We start from the raw sequence: 18,047 nt of genomic DNA, 5'->3' as shown, positions 1-18,047 counted from the left end.
GCATCGCGGAGGGCACGGTCATGCTTGAGCGCATCATTGCCGCCTCCGTCGCCCACCGCTGGCTGATGATGTCCCTGACCGTGGCGTTGGTCGCGGTGGGCATCTGGAGCTTCACCAAGCTGCCGATCGACGCCACCCCGGACATCACCAATGTCCAGGTGCAGATCAACACCGCCGCGCCGGGCTATTCGCCGCTGGAAACCGAACAGCGCATCACCTACCCGGTGGAAACGGTGATGGCCGGCCTGCCGCGCATGGAGCAGGCGCGTTCGCTGTCGCGCTACGGCCTGTCGCAGGTCACCGTGGTGTTCGAGGACGGCACCGACATCTACTTCGCCCGCCAGCAGGTGGCCGAACGCCTGCAGCAGGTCAAATCGCAGATCCCCGCCGGCCTGGACCCGCAACTGGGCCCGATCTCCACCGGCCTGGGCGAGATCTTCATGTACACCATCGACGCCGATCCCAAGGCGCGCAAGCCCGATGGCAGTGCCTACACCGCCACCGACCTGCGCACCCTGCAGGACTGGGTGATCCGTCCGCAGCTGCGCAACGTACCCGGGGTGACCGAGGTCAACACCATCGGCGGTTTCCAGCGCCAGGTGCACATCACCCCGGACCCGGCGCGGCTGCGCGCGCTGGGCTTCACGCTGGAAGACGTGGCGCAGGCGGTGGAAGCCAACAACCAGAACGTCGGTGCCGGCTATATCGAACGCAACGGCCAGCAGTTCCTGGTGCGCATTCCCGGCCAGGTCGCCAACCTGGAGGAGATCGGCAACATCGTGCTGGCCCGCCGCGAAGGCGTGCCGATCCACGTGCACGACGTGGCCGAGGTCAAGGACGGCCCGGAGCTGCGCAGCGGCGCGGCCACCCAGAACGGCCATGAAGTGGTGATGGGCACGGTAGTGATGCTGATCGGGGCCAACAGCCGCGACGTGGCCCAGGCCGCGGCGGCGCGGTTGCGGCAGGCGCAGGCCAGCCTGCCCGAAGGCGTCACCGTGACCGCCAGCTACGACCGCACCGCACTGGTGGACCGCACCATCGACACCGTGGCCAAGAACCTGGTCGAGGGCGCGCTGCTGGTGATCGTGGTGTTGTTCGCGCTGCTCGGCAATTTCCGCGCGGCGCTGATCACCGCCGCGGTGATTCCGCTGGCGATGCTGTTCACCCTCACCGGCATGGCCCGTGGCGGCGTGTCGGCCAACCTGATGAGCCTGGGCGCGCTGGACTTCGGCCTGATCGTCGACGGTGCGGTGATCATCATCGAAAACTGCCTGCGCCGTTTCGGCCAGCGCCAGCACGCGCTGGGCCGCGACATGACCGGCGCCGAACGCTTTGCCGAAACCGCCAGCGCCACCGCCGAAGTGATCCGTCCCAGCCTGTTCGGCCTGGGCATCATCACCGCGGTGTACCTGCCGATCTTCGCGCTGTCCGGGGTGGAAGGAAAAATGTTCCACCCGATGGCGATCACCGTGGTACTGGCCCTGAGCGGGGCGATGGTGCTGGCGCTGACCTTCGTCCCGGCGGCGATCGCACTGTTCCTCGGCGGCCGCGTGCAGGAGAAGGAAAACCGGTTGATGGCCTGGGTACGCCGGCGCTACGAACCGCTGCTGGCGCTGGCCCTGCGGCGCGGGCGCTGGATGGTGGCCGGCGCGCTGGTGCTGGTGGTCGGCTGTGGGCTGCTGGCCACGCGGCTGGGCAGCGAGTTCGTGCCCAACCTGGACGAAGGCGATGTGGCCATGCACGCCATGCGCATCCCCGGGACCAGCCTGACCCAGTCGATCCAGATGCAGGTGCAGATCGAGAACCGGCTGGTGCAGTTCCCGGAAGTGCTCAAGGTGTTTTCCAAGATCGGCACGCCCGAGGTCGCCTCCGACCCGATGCCGCCCTCGGTGGCCGACACCTTCATCATGATGAAACCGCGCAAGGACTGGCCGGACCCGCGCAAACCGCGCGCCGCGCTGCTGGGCGAGCTGGAAACGGCGGTGGAGCAGCTGCCGGGCAACAACTACGAGTTCACCCAGCCGATCCAGATGCGCACCAACGAGTTGATTTCCGGGGTGCGCGCCGACGTGGCGGTGATGCTGTTCGGCGATGACCTGGACACGCTGCTGTCGGTGGGCAAGCGGATCGCCGCGGTGGCCGGCACGGTGCCCGGTGCGGCCGACGTACGCGTGGAGGAAACCAGCGGCCTGCCGCTGCTGACCGTCACCCCCAACCGCACCGCGCTGGCCGGCTACGGGCTCAACCCCGGCTTGGTGCAGTCCACCGTGGCCACGGCGGTGGGCGGGCAGGTGGCAGGGCAGCTGTTCGAGGGCGACCGCCGTTTCGACATCGTGGTGCGCCTGCCCGAAGCCCTGCGCCAGGACCCGGCCGCGCTGGCCGACCTGCCGGTATCGCTGGAGACCGCACTGGCCGACGGCGCCGATGAATCCAGCCGCGCCGGCAGCGGCACCAGCGGCAGCGCCCGCACCGTGCCGTTGCGCGAGCTGGCCACGCTGGCCAACAGCGAAGGGCCGAACCAGATCAACCGCGAGAATGGCAAGCGTCGTATCGTGGTCACCGCCAACGTGCGCGACCGCGACCTGGGCAGTTTCGTCACCGCGCTGCAGCAGGCGATCGGCCGCGATGTGCAGGTGCCCAACGGTTACTGGATCGAGTATGGCGGCAGCTTCGAACAACTGATCTCGGCCAGCCAACGCCTGGCGGTGGTGGTGCCGGTTACCCTGATCATCATCTTCGCGCTGCTGTTCTGGGCCTTCGGCTCGGTCAAGGACGCGGCGATCGTGTTCAGCGGCGTGCCGCTGGCGTTGACCGGCGGCGTGCTCGCCCTGGCCGCGCGCGGCATTCCGCTGTCGATCTCGGCCGGGGTGGGGTTCATCGCGCTGTCCGGCGTGGCGGTGCTCAATGGCCTGGTGATGATCAGCTTCATGCGCAGCCTGCGCGACGGTGGCCTGCCGCTGGCCGACGCGGTGCGCGAAGGTGCGCTGGGCCGGCTGCGGCCGGTGCTGATGACCGCGCTGGTGGCCTCGCTGGGCTTTGTGCCGATGGCCTTCAACGTCGGCGCCGGCTCGGAAGTACAGCGGCCATTGGCCACCGTGGTGATCGGCGGGATCGTGTCGTCCACGCTGCTGACCTTGCTGCTGCTGCCGGTGCTGTACCGCTGGTTGCACCGCAAGGAGATGTGACGGCGCGCGCCGCCCCAGCCGGGGCGGCGTGCGAAAATGCGTCGACAGGCGCCCCGGGCAGACCGGGCCGCAGGCAAGCGCAAGGAACCGCATGCAACGCGTGATCAGCTTGGACACCGAAACCACCGGCATCTCGCATCGGCTGGGCGACCGGGTCATCGAAATCGGGGCGGTGGAGGTGATTGATGGCCGGATCAGTGGCCGCCAGTTCCACACCTACCTGCAGCCGCAGCGCAGCGTGGACTGGCGCGCGCAGCGCGTGCACGGCATCAGCGATGCCATGCTGGTGGGCAAGCCGCTGTTCGCCAGCAAGGCCACCGAACTGCTGGACTTCCTCGGCGGCAGCGAGATGGTCGCCCACAACGCCAGCTTCGATGTCGGCTTCCTGGACAACGAGCTGCGGTTGGCCGGCATCCCCGGTGGCCTGGGCCGGCACTGCCGGGTCACCTGCAGCCTGCAACTGGCCCGGCGCCGCTGGCCGGGCATGCCCAACAAGCTCGACGACCTGCTGCAGCGGCTGGGCATTGTCCACAGCCGGGGCCTGCACGGCGCCCTGAAGGATGCCCACCTGCTGGCCCAGGTGATCCCGCACCTGCGCTGAGGGCCTGCTGCCCCGTCCTGTGGACAACTTGCAGCGCCGCCCCGGCTGCGGCATAATGCGCGGCTCGCTGTGTCCGGATTGTTCCGGATCGGTGGCCGGGAACACGTCATCCGGCCTGCCCTCGACAGCGTAACCCTTTGATTCTCATGACGTGTGGCGGGAAACCGCCGAGGCCGCCGTCGCCCGGGCTATGGGCTGACAACTACTTTCATCGAGGTGCGCAATGTCCCGCGTATGCCAAGTTTCCGGCAAGCGAGTGCAGACGGGTAACAACGTCTCGCACGCCAACAACAAGACCCGTCGTCGTTTCCTGCCCAACCTGCACGAGCGCCGCTTCTGGGTGGCCAGCGAAAACCGCTGGGTCAAGCTTCGTGTTTCCGCGCATGCCCTGCGCACCATCGACAAGAACGGCATCGATTCCGTTCTGGCTGAGCTGCGTGCGCGCGGCGAAAAGGTCTGAGGAGTAAACGATCATGGCAGGCAAGCGCGACAAGATCCGTCTGATTTCGACGGCCAACACTGGCCACTTCTACACGACGGACAAGAACAAGAAGAACACCCCCGGGAAGATGGAATTCCTGAAGTACGATCCGGTCGTGCGCAAGCACGTCCTGTACAAGGAAGGCAAGATCAAGTAATCCGCAAGGATGCTTGAGCTTCCCCTGAAGAACCCGCCCTCGTGGCGGGTTTTTTGTTGGCCGCGTCCGGTAGGTGGCCACCGTTGGTGGTCACGCCCTTTGGTGGCCACGCCCGTTGGCGGCCAGGCCCACCACGGCAACACGGCCGTGTACACCACCCATGGCAGAATGCCTGCACACCCCCGACGGGCGATGCGATGCTGTTCGAGTGGCTGCTGGGTTCCTGGTTATTGCTGCTGGACTGGCTGATCCGGCTGGCCGCGCTGTTCTGGATTCCCACCCGCACCACCCCGGGTGCGGCGCGCAGCTGGCTGCTGCTGGTCGGCTTCGTGCCGCTGCTGGGCCTGCCGCTGTACCTGCTGTTCGGCCACCCATGGCTGTCGCGCCAGCGCGTGCAGCGCCAGGCCGAGGCCTCACAGGTGATTCGCGAGGAACAGGCACTGCAGCCGCCACTGCGCTGGACGCCGGTAGCCGATACCGCCACCGCCGAGATCGTGCCGCTGATCGAGCGCCAGGGCGATTTCATGCCCATCCACGGCAACGCGGTGGAACTGCTGAACGACTACGACGCTTCGCTGCAGGCGCTGGTCGCCGACATCGACCAGGCCCGCGAGCGCGTCCACCTGTTGTACTACCTGATGTTCGACGATGCGGTTGGCGAGGCCATCGTGCAGGCCCTGCAGCGCGCCGCCGCGCGCGGCGTGCACTGCCGGCTGTTGCTGGATGCGGTGGGGGCCAAGCGCGGCCTGCGCCATTACCGGCGCCGGTTGCAGGCGCTCGGCGTGGACGTCCGGGCGATGCTGCCCGGCGGCCTGCGCTGGCGGCGCAGCGGGCGCATGGACCTGCGCAACCACCGCAAGATCGCGGTGATCGACAACCGGGTCGGCTACATCGGCTCGCAGAACCTGGCGCAGGCGCAGTTCGTGCCCGGCTTCCCCAACAAGGAACTGGTCGCGCGCGTGCGCGGCCCGGGCGTGGCGCACCTGGAGGCGGTGTTCGCCAGCGACTGGTACATGGAAACCGGCCAGCGCTTGGACGTGCTGACCGCCGTACCGGTGTGCTCGGCCGACGTGGCCACCCAGCTGCTGCCCAGTGGCCCGGCCTACCCGTTCAGCAATGCACGCGATGCGGTCAATGCGCTGATCCACCTGGCGCGCCGCCGCATCGTGCTGGTCACCCCGTATTTCGTGCCCGACGAGGCCACCCTCAGCGCACTGCGCATTGCCGCGCTGTCGGGGGTGCAGGTGCAGCTGATCCTGTCGGCCAGCAGCAACCAGCGGCTCACCGCGTGGGCGCAGGAGGCCTACTACGATGAACTGCTGCGCTGCGGGGTGCGCATCGCGCTGTACCAGCCCTGTTTCCTGCATGCCAAGCACCTGACCGTGGACGAGGACATCGCCCTGGTCGGTTCGATCAACCTGGATATCCGCTCGTTCGCGCTCAATGCCGAAATCGGCATGCTCTGCTACGACCGCGGCATCGTCGCCCAGCTGCTGCAGATCGAAAACGACTACCTGGGCCAATCGCGCCAGCTCGACCTGCGCAGCTGGCGCCAGCGCGCGGCGTGGCGGCGCAGCCGCGAAGGCATCGCGCGGCTGGCCGATGCGCTGATGTAGCGCCGCGGCGATGGCCGGTACGGGGCCATCGCGTGCATCGCCTACAATCGGGGCATGACGGCAACCCAATCCCTTCGCCAGTGTGATCTGGCCATTGTCGGCGGCGGCGCGGCGGGCGTACTGGTGGCGCTGCATGCGCTGCGCACTGCAACCACTGCGTTACATGTCGCCTTGTTCGAGCCGGCCTCGGTGCTGGCCCAGGGCATCGCCTACGCCACCCCGTGGCCGGAGCACCTGCTCAACGTGCCGGTCGGCAGGATGAGCGGGCTGCCCGATGCCCCCGATGATTTCCTCGACTACCTGTTGCAGGTCGACGCGTTCCCCGGCATGCCGCGCGACGCGCTGGCCGCCGAGTACGCGCCGCGCCGCTGCTATGCGGCCTACCTGCAGGCACGGCTGGAGCAGGCGCAGGCCGGCAGCCCCGCGCAGTTCAGCGTGGTGCATGACGCGGTGACCGCGTTGCAGCCCGGCACCGCCACGCAGCGCCTGACCCTGGCCGGCGGCGACAGCTGGCAGGCGCGCCAGGTGGTGCTGGCCTGCGGCAACAGCATGCGTCCGCTGCCGGTCGCCGGCGCCGACGCGCTGCCGCCGGGCAAGGTCGTCGATGCCTGGGACTACGACGGCGTGCGCATGCTGGCCGGCGACGGCGACCTGGCCATCATCGGCTCGGGCCTGAGCATGGCCGACAGCGTGGTGGCCCTGGCCAACGCCGGGCATCGCGGCCGTATCCACGTACTGTCGCGCCACGCGCTGCTGCCGTTGCCGCACGCGCACGGCGGCGCGGCCAGCTTCGATCCGCAACCGCTGCCGGGCCTGCCACTGCGGCAGGCGCTGCGCGCGCTGCGCGGGCATGCCCGTGACGCCGTCGCGCAGGGCCTGCCGTGGCAGAGCGTGATGGATCGCATCCGCCCGCTCGGCCAGGCACTGTGGTGGGGGCTGGATGCCGCCGACCAGCGCCGTTTCCTGCGCCACGTGGTGCGGTACTGGGACGTGCACCGCCATCGCATCGCCAGGCAGGTGCATGCGCAGGTCACCGCGCTGGAGCGCAGCGGCCAATTGCAACGGCATCGCGCGCGGCTGGATACCGTGCTGGTGCTCGATGGCACTCTGCAGGTGCATGCGCACGGCGCCGACGGCGGCCTGCCGCCACTGCAGGTGGGTGCGCTGATCAATGCCACCGGGGTGGAAACCCGCGCCACCGCGATGCGCAATCCGCTGGTCCAGCAGTTGCTGGCCGACGGCCATGCGCGCCCGGGCCCGCATGGGCTGGGGTTGGATACGTCGGTGCAGCAGGGCCACCTGCTCGATGCGGGTGGGCAGCCACAGCCCGGCATCCAGGTGGTTGGCAGCCTGCGCATCGGCACGCTGTGGGAAAGCCTGGCCATTCCGGAATTGCGGGTGCAGGCGCAACAGGCCGCAGGGCGCGCGCTGGGCTGACGCCTTGCGGGGGTAGGCCAACTGCGACAACACGCAGTACGGTTGAAGCGAGGTATAGAAAGGGCTAATGCCTCTGTCTCAATCTTCGCATTGGTGACGGCGCGCCTACCGCTCTAGGCTGCTGTCTTTCAGACCGGGAATGCGCATGACGCCCACCTCCGCCCCGACCGCCCTGCGCGCCCCCGCTGCCTCGGCCGTGATGCGCCGCGTGTTCGCCGTACTGGGTATGGGCATGCTGCTGGCCGCCTGTCGGCCGGCGGACAGGGCCGATGCCCCCGCACCCGGTGCGCCGGCCAGCGCCGCGACGCCCGTGGCCAGCGCAGTCGATGACATTCCGGCCTGCCCGGCGGGTGCCGGCGTCATGGAGGGCTGGAACGATCGCGCCCCGCCACGGCGTATCTTCGGCAACACGTGGTACGTGGGCACCTGCGGGCTGTCGGCGGTGCTGGTCACCTCCGACCAGGGCCATGTGCTGATCGACGGCGGCACCGTGGCGGCCGGTCCGCTGATCGAGGCCAATATCCGTGCGCTGGGCTTGGATCCGCACGCGGTGAAATACCTGTTGAACTCGCACGAACATTCCGACCATGCCGCCGGCCTGGCCCACCTGCAGGCGGCCACCGGCGCCCCGCTGCTGGCGCGCGCGCCTGCGCTGGCCACGCTGCGCAACGGCAGGAGCGACCGCAGCGATCCGCAGTACCTCGAGCCCGGTGGGACCTTCCCGCCGGTGGCCGACGCCGCGGTGATCGGCGACGGCGAGGTGGTCCGTGTTGGTCCGTTGGCGCTGACCGCGCATGCCACGCCGGGCCACACTCCCGGTGGCACCAGCTGGACATGGCGTTCCTGCGAGGGCACGCGTTGCCTGGACATCGCCTACACCGACAGCGTCAGCGCCATCTCCGACGCGCAGTACCGCTACCTGGATCATCCGCAGATGGTGGCCGCCTTCCGGCGTGGCCTGGACACCCTGGCCACGCTGCCCTGCGATGTGCAGCTGACGCCGCATCCCCTGGGCAGCGATCTGTTCGCCCGCCTGGCAGGCGATAGGGCAGCGCCGCTGGTCGATGCGGGGGCCTGCCGGCGTTACGCGCAGAACGGGCGCGCCCAGCTGGACGCCCGCCTGAAGGAGGAGGCGGCTGGCCGTAAGCCCTGACGCAGGGAAGGCGCGGAGGGCGTAAAATAGCCCGATGGATGTCTCCCACTTGCTCGACGGGCTCAACCCCGCCCAGCGCGAAGCTGTGTCCGCCCCGCCCGGCCACCATCTGGTGCTTGCCGGTGCCGGTTCCGGCAAGACCCGCGTGCTTATCCACCGCATCGCCTGGCTGAATGAAGTCTGCGGCGTGCCTACCCATGGCATTTTCGCGGTGACCTTCACCAACAAGGCCGCCGGCGAAATGCGCCACCGCATCGACCTGCAGCTGCCGCAGGGCAGCCGCGGCGCGTGGATCGGCACCTTCCATGGGCTGGCCCACCGCCTGCTGCGCCTGCATTACCAGGACGCCAGGCTGCCCGACAGTTTCCAGGTGCTCGATTCGGACGACCAGCTGCGGCTGGTCAAGCGCGTGGTGCAGCAGCTGGAGATCGACGACGGCAAGCACCCGCCCAAGCAGATCGCCTGGTGGATCAACGAGCAGAAGGACGAGGGCCGCCGGCCGCAGCACATCCAGCCCGAGCCGCACGATGCGTGGCTGGAAACCATGCGCCAGGCTTATGCCGCCTACCAGGAACGCTGCGACCGCGCCGGCCTGGTCGATTTCGCCGAGCTGCTGCTGCGCGCGCATGAACTGCTGCGCGACAACCCGGCGTTGCTGGCCCACTACCGCTCGCGTTTCCGCGAGATCCTGGTGGACGAGTTCCAGGACACCAACGCCATCCAGTACGCCTTCGTGCGCGTGCTGGCCGGCGACAGCGGCCACGTGTTCGTGGTCGGCGACGACGACCAGGCCATCTATGGCTGGCGCGGCGCCAAGGTCGAGAACGTGCAGCGCTTCCTCAAGGATTTCCCCGGTGCGCAGACTGTGCGACTGGAGCAGAACTACCGCTCCAGCGCCAACATCCTCGGCGCCGCCAACGCGGTGATCGCGCACAACCCGGACCGGATCGGCAAGGAGCTGTGGACTGACAGCGGCGATGGCGAGCCTATCGACCTGTACGCGGCCTACAACGAAATGGACGAGGCCCGTTACGTGGTCGAACGGGCCCGCCAGTGGGTGCGCGACGGCGGGAGCTACGGCGATGCCGCGGTGCTTTACCGCAGCAACGCACAGTCGCGTGCGTTCGAAGAAGCCCTGCTGTCCGAACAGGTGCCCTACCGCGTGTACGGCGGCATGCGCTTCTTCGAGCGCGCCGAAATCAAGGACGCGCTGGCCTACCTGCGGCTGATGACCAACCGTAACGACGACGCCGCCTTCGAGCGCGCGGTCAACACGCCCACCCGTGGCATCGGCGACCGCACCCTGGACGAAGTGCGCCGGTTGGCGCGCAGCCACGCCATCTCGCTGTGGGAAGCCACCATGCTCACCACCCAGGGCAACGAACTGGCCGCGCGCGCGCGCAATGCGCTGGCCGGGTTCCTTGTCCTGGTCAACCAGTTGCATGCCGAAGCCGGCGAGATGACCCTGGCCGAACGCATCGACCACGTGCTGGTGCGCTCGGGCCTGCGCGAGCACTGGTCCAAGGAAAGCCGCAACGCGCTGGATTCGGAATCGCGCGCGGACAACCTGGACGAACTGGTATCGGTAGCCTCGCGCTTCGTCCGCCGCGAGGACGACATCGAAGAGACCGGCGAGACCATGAGCGAACTGGTCGCGTTCCTGTCCTACGCCTCGCTGGAGGCCGGCGAAGGCCAGGCCCAGGCCGGCGAGGAAGGCGTGCAGCTGATGACGCTGCACTCGGCCAAGGGCCTGGAGTTCCCGATCGTGTTCCTGGCCGGCATGGAAGATGGCCTGTTCCCGAGCGCGCGCTCGCTGGAAGAAAGCGGCCGGCTGGAGGAAGAGCGCCGCCTGGCCTACGTAGGCATCACCCGCGCCCGCCAGAAGCTGGTGCTGAGCTACGCCGAATCGCGGCGCATCCACGGCCAGGAAAACTACAACGTGCCCTCGCGCTTCCTGCGCGAGATTCCGCGCGAACTGCTCAACGAAGTGCGGCCCAAGGTGCAGGTGTCGCGCACCGCCTCGCTCGGCGCCAACCGGGTGATGGGCCATGCCGCCCTGGAGGCGCCGCCGTTGAAGCTGGGCGCCATGGTCAGCCACGCCCGCTTCGGCGAAGGCATGGTTACCGATTACGAAGGCAGCGGCGCACATGCGCGCGTGCAGGTGGAGTTTGCCGAAGCCGGCAGCAAGTGGCTGGTGATGGCCTATGCCAACCTGACGGTGCTGTAAGGTCGGGCGCGCCGGGGATGACGCGCCACGTCCTGTTCATCTGCAGCCAGAACCGCCTGCGTAGCCCCACCGCCGAGCAGGTGTTCGCCGACTGGCCCGGCATCGAAACCGCCTCGGCCGGGCTCAAGCCCGATGCCGACGTGCCGGTCAGCCCGGAACTGCTGCGTTGGGCAGACCTGGTCTTCGTGATGGAGCGCGCCCACCGCAGTCGCCTGTCCAGCCGGTTCCGGCCATGGCTGGGCAGCAAGCGCATCGTCTGCCTGGATATTCCCGACGATTACGATTTCATGGCGCCTGCGCTGGTGGAACTGCTGGAGCGCAAGGTTGCGCCGTTCCTGCGGTGAAGGCCTGCCGGCCACTGGCCGGTGGCTCTTCGCTCGGTTGCCATCGGGAGCCGGCCAGCGGCCGGCACTACAATGGTGCTATCCCGTTGGCACAGGCCACCTCCATGACCGATTCCCCGCTGCACGTCACCGTCAAATTGAATGCCAAGCTGCAACCCGAGCATCGCCATGAGTTGTTCGAGGATCCGCTCGAGGCGCTGTTGGAAAGCGCCGAGCTGGGCCAGCTTACCGGCGGCGGTACCGCGCTGACCGAAGGCGGCGAAGTGGACTATGGCGATATCGAGATCGCGCTGAACGATCCCGCCTCGCTGCCGGGCGTGATCGAACTGCTGGAACAGCTGGGCGCGCCGAAGGGCTCGCTGATCCAGCGTGCAGGTGCGCCGGACCAGCCGTTCGGTGTCACCGAAGGCCTGGCGCTGTACTTGAACGGTACAGACCTGCCCGATGAGGTCTACGAGCAGTGCGATTCGAACTACGTGTTCGAGCAGATCGTCGAACGCATCGAAGGCGTGGGCGAGATCTGCAGCTGGTGGCAGGGGCCGACCGAAACCGCGCTGTACCTGTACGGTGTGTCGTTCGACACCCTGCACGAACGCATCGCCGAACTGGTTGCGACCTATCCGCTGTGCCAGGGCGCGCGCGTGGTGCGCATCGCCTGACAGCAGGGCCGGCCAGCGCCGGGCCATTGACTGCAGGCAGTCAGTTGGCACGCAGTGCCGGCGCTGGCTGTCCACCCGGCGCCCAAACGCCCCCCACTCATCCGCACCGGCCCGGCACTCATCCCGGATTTCGGCGGCTTCGTCGCGTGGCGCTTGTGGCACCCCGGCGCGGCGCCCAGAGTCTGGCGCTGTCTGCTGGGAGCGCATACATGAACAAGGGAATTCCGTACCTGCTGGCCGCCCTGTCCACGCTGACCGTGTCGGCGGGCTGGATGGCGCCGGTGCTGGCCCTGTTCCACCGCGCCTATGCCTGCCTGGAGGCCGGCGGCGGCCTGGACCTGTTGCGCCTGCGCTGCGAGCCCCGGCCCACCGGCCTGTGCGCGCTGCTCGCGGCCTGGCCGTTCTGGATGACCGCGGCCGCCACCGCGCTGGTGGTGGTCCTGGCGGTACGCCTGCCGCTGCGGCGCCGGCGGGTGAGCGTGGCCTGAGCGTCCGGTCGGGTACCGCTTACGCCGGAGGTGGCGGCCAAGGCATCATCGGGGGCCGCAACGAGGAACCTGCATGGCGCTGAGCGAAAAGGAAAAGATGCTGTCCGGCCAGCCGTACCGGCCGGGCGACCCGCAGCTGCAGGCCGAGATGGCCGCAGCCAAGGCCTGGATGGTGCGCTACAACGCCGCCCTGGCCGAGTCGCCCACCGTCCGCCACGCGCTGCTGCGCGAGCGGCTGGGCGCGGTGGGCGAAGGCGCGGTGATCCGCCCGCCGTTCCATTGCGACTACGGCAGCCACATCCACCTGGGCGAGGGCGTGTTCCTCAACTACAACTGCGTCATCCTCGACGTGGCCGAGGTCCGCATTGGCGCGGGCAGCCAGATCGGGCCGGCGGTGCAGATCTATGCCGCCGACCACCCGCGTGATGCGCAGGCGCGGGCGACCGGGCTGGAATCGGCGCGGCCGGTGCGGATCGGACGCAATGTGTGGATCGGTGGCGGCGCGATCGTGCTGCCCGGGGTGGAGATCGGCGACGGCGCCGTGGTGGGGGCCGGCAGCGTGGTCACCGGCGATGTTGCGGCCGGGGCCACGGTAGTGGGCAACCCGGCGCGGGTGGTTCGCGCACGCCAGCCACCGGAAGTTTGATCTGGCTCAAGGCACGCCGTGCACGCCGGGTGTGCAATGGTGGCCCTTCCTTCTTCACCGCTGAGGAGCCCGCCATGTACAAGCGCATCCTGATTGCCACCGATGGTTCGGAACTGGCCGAGAAGGGCCTGCGCAAAGGCCTGGAACTGGCCAAGGACCTGGACGCCGAGGTCGATATCGTGACCGTGTCCGAGCCGTGGGCGGTGGGCATGTACGACGCCATGGGCTGGAGCGTGGGCTATATGAACAGCCCCGAGTACAAGGCCGACCGCGAAGAAACCGCGCAGAAGGTGCTGGCCCCGGCCCAGGCCGTCGCCCAGGCGCAGGGGCTGCGCGCCAACGTCGTGCACGTGCTGGACCGCTATGCCGCCGACGGCATCATCGACACCGCCACCGAGCGCAGCAGCGACCTGATCGTGATGACCTCGCACGGCCGTCGCGGGGTTACCCGGGTGCTGCTGGGCAGCCAGACCGCCGAGGTCCTGGCGCGCAGCACGGTGCCGGTGCTGGTCATCCGCTGACGAGCTGGTGCCGGCCGTTGGCCGCTCCGCTTGCAATTGGTGATGCGAGGAGCCGGCCAGCGGCCGGCACTACCGGATTGCGGGTTCGGCGTCAGTCGCGCAGTTTCAGCGTCTGCGACTCGTCCAGGCTGCCGTCGGGCTGCAGCACCACGTAGCGCTCGCCGCTGCGGTCGAACAGCACCGGTATCGGGTCGCGGAACAGCGGGCGGCGCACGAAGCGCAGTTGCCAGCCGAAATGCTCCAGCGTCTCCAGGGCCTGCCGCTGCTCGGCGGTGAGACCGGCGCGCAGGCGGGCGTCATCGTGGGGCTGGCGGCGTTCGGGCGTATTCATGTCGGTGCAAACAAGCGGACGGTCGAGTGCAGGCATCGATGCAAGCGGCATTCCAGGATGGCCCGCCGCCAGGGCGGGCAGGCCGGGCTCACCAGCTGTACAACTTCCAGTACACCGGCGACACGCCGTCCTTGTCGTTGTCCATCTGGCCATCGCCGTTGCGGTCGTACATGTAGAACGGCGCGCCGCGCGCCGGGGTCACCTTGACCATGCGCAGCTGGCCGCCCACCCGGTATTCCTCGAGGGTATCGCCATTGCCCAGGGTCTTGCGCACCACATCGGCACCGCTGACGTCCACGGGCGGGGCGCCTGCGCCTCCGGTGGTGGCGCAACCGGCCAATGCAAGCAGGCCAACCAGCAACAGGGTCTTCATGGGCCGAGGGTCCTTGGACGGGGGAGTTCCGATTATGCCCCACCCGCCGTGAGCCGCGCGCCTTCGGCGGCCGGCATCGGGCGCGTAGAATCGTCGCATGAGCCGATTAGTCCTGATTGACGGGTCCAGTTACCTGTACCGCGCGTTCCACGCGCTTCCGCCGCTGACCAATGCCCAGGGCGAGCCCACCGGCGCGCTGTTTGGCGTGGTCAACATGCTGCGCGCCACGCTGAAGGAACGCCCGGCGTTCATCGCGTTCGTGGTCGACGCGCCCGGCAAGACCTTCCGCGACGACCTGTACGCCGATTACAAGGCCAACCGCCCGCCCATGCCCGACGACCTGCGCCCGCAGGTTGAACCGATGTGCCGCATCGTCGAAGCCCTGGGCCTGACCATCCTGCGCATCCCCGGCGTGGAAGCCGACGATGTGATCGGCACATTGGCCCTGCAGGGCCAGCGCGACGGCCTGCAGGTGACCATTTCCACCGGCGACAAGGACTTTGCCCAGCTGGTCCGGCCGGGCATCGAACTGGTCAACACCATGACCGGCAGCCGCCTGGATTCGGACGCGGCGGTGATGGACAAGTTCGGTGTACGCGCCGACCAGATCGTCGACCTGCTGGCATTGATGGGCGATGCCGTGGACAACGTGCCCGGCGTGGACAAGTGCGGCCCCAAGACGGCGGCCAAGTGGCTGGCCGAATACCAGAGCCTGGATGGGGTGATGGCCGCGGCACCGGCGATGAAGGGCAAGATCGGCGAAAACCTGCGCGCGGCGCTGGAGCGCCTGCCGTTGAACCGCGACCTGGTCACCATCCGCACCGACGTGCCGCTGGAGGCCAGCCCGCGCACGCTGGGCCTGCGCGACCCGGACGTGCCCACCCTGAGCGAGCTGTACCTGCGCTACGGCTTCACCCAGGCGCTGAAGGAACTGGGTGGCCCGGTGCCTGCGCCGGCCGACGCCAGCGATGCGCCGGTGAGCCTGCGCGGCACCGCCGCCGGCTACGCGCGCGCTACGCCGGACGAAGCGGCCGCCCCGGTCGATGCGGCGCTGTCGGCCGCCGGTGAGTACGAGACCGTGCTGACCACCGAGCAGCTCGATGCCTGGGTGCAGCGCGCCGCCGCCGCCGAGCTGATCGCCCTGGATACCGAGACCGACGCGCTCGATGCGATGCGCGCCAACCTGGTCGGCATCAGCCTGGCGGTCGAGCCCGGCCGCGCCGCCTATATCCCGGTCGGCCACAACTATCCCGGCGCGCCGGCGCAGCTGCCGCTGCAGCAGGTGCTGGACGCACTGCGCCCGATCCTGCAGGACCCGGCCAAGAAGAAGCTCGGCCAGCACGGCAAGTACGACCTGCACGTGCTGCGCCGGCACGGGGTGGACGTGCAGGGCTACCACGACGACACCATGCTGGAGAGCTTCGTGCTCAATTCCACCGCCACCCGCCACGACATGGATTCGCTGGCGATGCGCTACCTGGGCTACAACACGATCAAGTTCGAGGATGTGGCCGGCAAGGGCGCCAAGCAGATTTCGTTCTCGCAGGTGGGCCTGGATGAAGCCGGCCGCTACGCCGCCGAAGACGCCGACATCACCCTGCGCCTGCACCGCGTGCTGCAGCCGCAGCTGCAGGACATCCCGGCGCTGGAGCGGGTCTACCGCGATATCGAGATGCCGCTGGTGCCGGTGCTGGCGCGGATCGAGGCCAATGGCGTGCACATCGACATGACCGAGCTGCGCCGGCAGAGCCAGGACCTGGGCGTGCGCATGCTGGCTGCCCAGCAGAAGGCCACCGAACTGGCCGGGCGTACCTTCAACCTGGATTCGCCCAAGCAGCTGCAGGCGGTGCTGTTCGACGAACTGAAGCTGCCGGCGCTGATCAAGACCCCAAAGGGCCAGCCCAGCACCAATGAAGAGGCGCTGGAGGCGATCGCCGAACAGCACGAGCTGCCGCGGGTGATCCTGGAATACCGCGGCCTGGCCAAGCTGCGCAGCACCTACACCGACAAGCTGCCGGAGATGGTCAACCCGGCCACCGGCCGGGTCCATACCAGCTACCACCAGTCCGGTGCCGCCACCGGCCGGCTGTCTTCGTCGGACCCCAACCTGCAGAACATCCCGATCCGCACCGAGGACGGCCGCCGCATCCGCCGCGCCTTCGTGGCCCCGCCGGGCTGCAAGATCCTGGCCTGCGACTACTCGCAGATCGAACTGCGGATCATGGCCCACCTGTCCGAAGACCCGGGCCTGGTGCGCGCCTTCGAGCTCGGCGTGGACGTGCACCGCGCCACCGCCGCCGAGGTGTTCGGGCGCGCGCTGGACCAGGTCACCCCCAACGAGCGCCGCGCGGCCAAGGCGATCAACTTCGGCCTGATGTACGGCATGAGCGCGTTCGGGCTGGCCCGCAACCTGGGCATCGACCGTGGCCAGGCCCAGGATTACGTGGCGCTGTACTTCAGCCGTTACCCGGGCGTGCGCGATTTCATGGAGCGCATGCGCCAGCAGGCCCGCGACCACGGCTATGTGGAAACCCTGGAAGGCCGCCGGCTGTACCTGAACGACATCAACGCCCGCAACCAGGGCCTGCGTGCCGGTGCCGAGCGCGCCGCGATCAATGCCCCGATGCAGGGCACCGCGGCGGACATCATCAAGCGGGCCATGGTCAAGGTGGACGACTGGCTGCAGGGCCAGAACGGCCAGGCCCGGATGATCATGCAGGTACACGATGAACTGGTCTTCGAAACCGAAAGTTCGTTCCTGGAGACCTTGCGTTTGAAGGTGGTGGAGCTGATGTCGTCTTCAGCCCAGATGCGTGTGCCGTTGGTGGTGGATGCCGGCGTCGGCGATAACTGGGACGAGGCTCACTGAGACGTCAATCACGGTGAAACTGCTGAATTCGTTCACTCTGTCCGCAAAAACTGACTGTTGGATGAATGTTTCCCGTGGTAAGGCAGGCTTAATTGGGCCCCTTCACGAACTATCAATGTTCGGGGTGCTTTTATAGACCTCGACAGGCGCAATGCCTGTTGTGGATCTCTCCCATCCCCTGGAGCAGATCTCGGAACGGGGGCTCCTCCCCAAGCGCCCGTTCCCCGGCCCCGCTGACCTCCCCCTGGTCGGCGGGGCTTTTTATTTGGGCGGCCACAAAGGCCGCCATAGCTCGGTCCGCATCATCCCGGATGTTGCCGCCACCTCCACCGCCCCGCATGCTGTGGGCTGAACCGGGGAGGACGTGATGAGCGACCTGTTTACGCTGGCCATGCCGTGGTGGGAATTCATCCTGCGCGCGGTGGTGGTGTATGCGGTGGTGCTGGGCATGGTGCGGCTGTCGGGCAAGCGCGCGCTGGGCCAGATCACCGCATTCGACGTGCTGCTGATCGTGCTGCTCGGCAACGCGGTGCAGAACGCCCTGCTGGGCCAGGACACCTCCCTGGGCGGCGGGCTGCTGCTGGCGGCCACGCTGATCTGCATCAACTACGGCGTGGGCTGGCTGACCACGCGCAGCCGCCGCATCGAAGCCCTGGTCGAAGGCGAGCCGGTGCTGATCGCCCGCGACGGCAGGCTGCTCGATTCGGTGCTCAAACGCGAACTGGTCACCCAGGCCGACTTCGCCGCGGCACTGCGCCAGCAGGGCTGCCTGGACGTGAGCGAGGTGGCGATGGCGCTGCTGGAGATAAACGGCCACATCACCATCGTGCCGCGTAGATCCACGCCAGGCGTGGAGGGGAAAAACAATCTGCCCAGCGCCCCGTAGCAACTGTCTTGTCAGATGCCTGTCAGGGCCACTTCGGCGTCCCGTTTGCGGGCGTTGAGGATGACGAGCATCT

17 protein-coding genes are annotated in these 18,047 nt (G+C 68.5%); 15 read left to right on the top strand and 2 right to left on the bottom strand.

The window, feature by feature from the left end; translation table 11 throughout:
* The first annotated feature begins 20 nt into the window (after window positions 1-20).
* The 13 genes from IC535_RS14055 (at window position 21) to IC535_RS13995 (ending at window position 13,515) form a co-directional block, all read left to right on the top strand.
* Complete coding sequence (locus tag IC535_RS14055; protein ID WP_228887065.1) at window positions 21-3,185, top strand: efflux RND transporter permease subunit; 3,165 nt, start codon at window positions 21-23, stop codon at window positions 3,183-3,185.
* A 91-nt stretch (window positions 3,186-3,276) separates the two neighbouring features.
* Entirely contained in the window at window positions 3,277-3,786 is a 510-nt protein-coding gene (locus IC535_RS14050) for a DNA polymerase III subunit epsilon (RefSeq protein WP_228887064.1), read from the top strand.
* 223 nt (window positions 3,787-4,009) lie between these two features.
* Entirely contained in the window at window positions 4,010-4,246 is a 237-nt protein-coding gene (rpmB, locus tag IC535_RS14045; RefSeq protein ID WP_005411638.1) for a 50S ribosomal protein L28, read from the top strand.
* 10 nt (window positions 4,247-4,256) lie between these two features.
* A complete protein-coding gene (rpmG, locus tag IC535_RS14040) occupies window positions 4,257-4,424 on the top strand; it encodes a 50S ribosomal protein L33 (RefSeq protein WP_172407465.1) in 168 nt (55 codons plus the stop codon).
* Window positions 4,425-4,621: 197 nt separating this feature from the next.
* On the top strand, window positions 4,622-6,040 hold the full coding sequence (gene cls / locus IC535_RS14035) for a cardiolipin synthase (RefSeq protein WP_228887063.1): 1,419 nt from the start codon (window positions 4,622-4,624) through the stop codon (window positions 6,038-6,040).
* Between the two features lie 36 nt (window positions 6,041-6,076).
* On the top strand, window positions 6,077-7,477 hold the full coding sequence (locus tag IC535_RS14030) for an FAD/NAD(P)-binding protein (RefSeq protein WP_228887107.1): 1,401 nt from the start codon (window positions 6,077-6,079) through the stop codon (window positions 7,475-7,477).
* A gap of 145 nt (window positions 7,478-7,622) precedes the next feature.
* Window positions 7,623-8,630 carry a subclass B3 metallo-beta-lactamase gene (gene bla, locus IC535_RS14025; protein WP_267473046.1) on the top strand — a complete coding sequence of 336 codons (1,008 nt, stop codon included), beginning with the start codon at window positions 7,623-7,625 and terminating at the stop codon, window positions 8,628-8,630.
* A gap of 34 nt (window positions 8,631-8,664) precedes the next feature.
* The gene (gene uvrD / locus IC535_RS14020; RefSeq protein ID WP_228887062.1) at window positions 8,665-10,857 is read left to right on the top strand and encodes a DNA helicase II; all 2,193 of its coding nucleotides are present in this window, start codon (window positions 8,665-8,667) and stop codon (window positions 10,855-10,857) included.
* A 17-nt stretch (window positions 10,858-10,874) separates the two neighbouring features.
* A complete protein-coding gene (locus IC535_RS14015) occupies window positions 10,875-11,201 on the top strand; it encodes a low molecular weight protein tyrosine phosphatase family protein (RefSeq protein WP_228887061.1) in 327 nt (108 codons plus the stop codon).
* A 104-nt stretch (window positions 11,202-11,305) separates the two neighbouring features.
* On the top strand, window positions 11,306-11,860 hold the full coding sequence (locus IC535_RS14010) for a hypothetical protein (protein WP_228887060.1): 555 nt from the start codon (window positions 11,306-11,308) through the stop codon (window positions 11,858-11,860).
* 209 nt (window positions 11,861-12,069) lie between these two features.
* Window positions 12,070-12,348, top strand: a complete 279-nt coding sequence (locus IC535_RS14005; RefSeq protein ID WP_228887059.1) for a hypothetical protein — start codon at window positions 12,070-12,072, stop codon at window positions 12,346-12,348.
* A gap of 73 nt (window positions 12,349-12,421) precedes the next feature.
* Complete coding sequence (locus IC535_RS14000; RefSeq protein ID WP_228887058.1) at window positions 12,422-12,994, top strand: sugar O-acetyltransferase; 573 nt, start codon at window positions 12,422-12,424, stop codon at window positions 12,992-12,994.
* Window positions 12,995-13,068: 74 nt separating this feature from the next.
* Window positions 13,069-13,515 carry a universal stress protein gene (locus IC535_RS13995; RefSeq protein ID WP_228887057.1) on the top strand — a complete coding sequence of 149 codons (447 nt, stop codon included), beginning with the start codon at window positions 13,069-13,071 and terminating at the stop codon, window positions 13,513-13,515.
* 91 nt (window positions 13,516-13,606) lie between these two features.
* Here IC535_RS13995 and IC535_RS13990 read toward each other — a convergent pair whose 3' ends face one another.
* A complete protein-coding gene (locus tag IC535_RS13990; RefSeq protein ID WP_228887056.1) occupies window positions 13,607-13,846 on the bottom strand; it encodes a hypothetical protein in 240 nt (79 codons plus the stop codon).
* A gap of 88 nt (window positions 13,847-13,934) precedes the next feature.
* The gene (locus IC535_RS13985; RefSeq protein ID WP_228887055.1) at window positions 13,935-14,219 is read right to left on the bottom strand and encodes a DUF2782 domain-containing protein; all 285 of its coding nucleotides are present in this window, start codon (window positions 14,217-14,219) and stop codon (window positions 13,935-13,937) included.
* Window positions 14,220-14,316: 97 nt separating this feature from the next.
* Between IC535_RS13985 and polA the strand changes: the two genes are divergently transcribed.
* Together polA and IC535_RS13975 are read left to right on the top strand one after the other, a co-directional pair.
* Window positions 14,317-17,088, top strand: a complete 2,772-nt coding sequence (gene polA / locus IC535_RS13980; RefSeq protein WP_228887054.1) for a DNA polymerase I — start codon at window positions 14,317-14,319, stop codon at window positions 17,086-17,088.
* A 367-nt stretch (window positions 17,089-17,455) separates the two neighbouring features.
* Window positions 17,456-17,974 carry a DUF421 domain-containing protein gene (locus IC535_RS13975; protein ID WP_228887053.1) on the top strand — a complete coding sequence of 173 codons (519 nt, stop codon included), beginning with the start codon at window positions 17,456-17,458 and terminating at the stop codon, window positions 17,972-17,974.
* Window positions 17,975-18,047: the final 73 nt, after the last annotated feature.

Origin of the sequence: Stenotrophomonas rhizophila (assembly GCF_020857975.1) — a bacterium.
Classification (GTDB): domain Bacteria; phylum Pseudomonadota; class Gammaproteobacteria; order Xanthomonadales; family Xanthomonadaceae; genus Stenotrophomonas; species Stenotrophomonas rhizophila_C.
Note: the sequence above shows the minus strand (reverse complement) of the source record. Positions and strands in the feature narration are given on the sequence as shown.